Source organism: Treponema sp. R6D11 (assembly GCF_054786075.1).
Genome location: NZ_BDHD01000688.1, coordinates 1 through 614, shown reverse-complemented (window position 1 = coordinate 614; position 614 = coordinate 1). Strand labels below are relative to the sequence as shown.

Genomic DNA, 614 nt, shown 5'->3' with positions numbered 1-614 from the left:
TGTCATGCCTTTTGGCACTATGTCCATATATTTTAGGGGAGTGCAATCAAAAGTGTAAGAAACAAGCGAGTCCAATGAATAAGCGTTACGTTCAGGATCAACAACCCATGCCGCAGTCATTGTGTCCCAGATTTTGCACTTCCAGCGGTCAATTCCCCAACCTCGGCTAACTTTGTAATCAAACTTGGCGTTATGTGCGGCAATTGTCATCTCGTTATCTGCAAACAGGGGGGAAAGCAGGGAGCGGACTTTTTCAGGATCATTAAATTCCGAAAGCACTTCGCCAATGCCGTGGGGAGCGACAGGAACATAAAACGCCTCTTTTGGTTTTATCGCAAGCGAAATGCCGATAGGGTGGGAACGCCATGCGTCAAGGGAATCTGTCTCAAAATCGAGAGCTAAAAGTTTTTGTTTTTTTGCCTGTTCCAAAATAGAGTTTAATTCATCAATATTAAGAATCGTTTTATATACTCCGTCCCCAAGGAGACTTTGCTCCGCCGCCGGAAAAGATAACGCTTCCATTTGAGCTTCGCTGTCCGTTTCCTGCTCCGAAGAATTTTGCGTAACGGTATTTTGATCGGCGGTTGACTGAGTGGGCTTCACGCTTGGATCAA

At 45.4% G+C, this 614-nt stretch carries 1 protein-coding gene; it reads right to left on the bottom strand.

The window, feature by feature from the left end; translation table 11 throughout:
• The coding region (locus ACYVTD_RS15500; RefSeq protein ID WP_461248595.1) for a 3'-5' exonuclease family protein at positions 1-614 on the bottom strand (614 nt) is incomplete at both ends.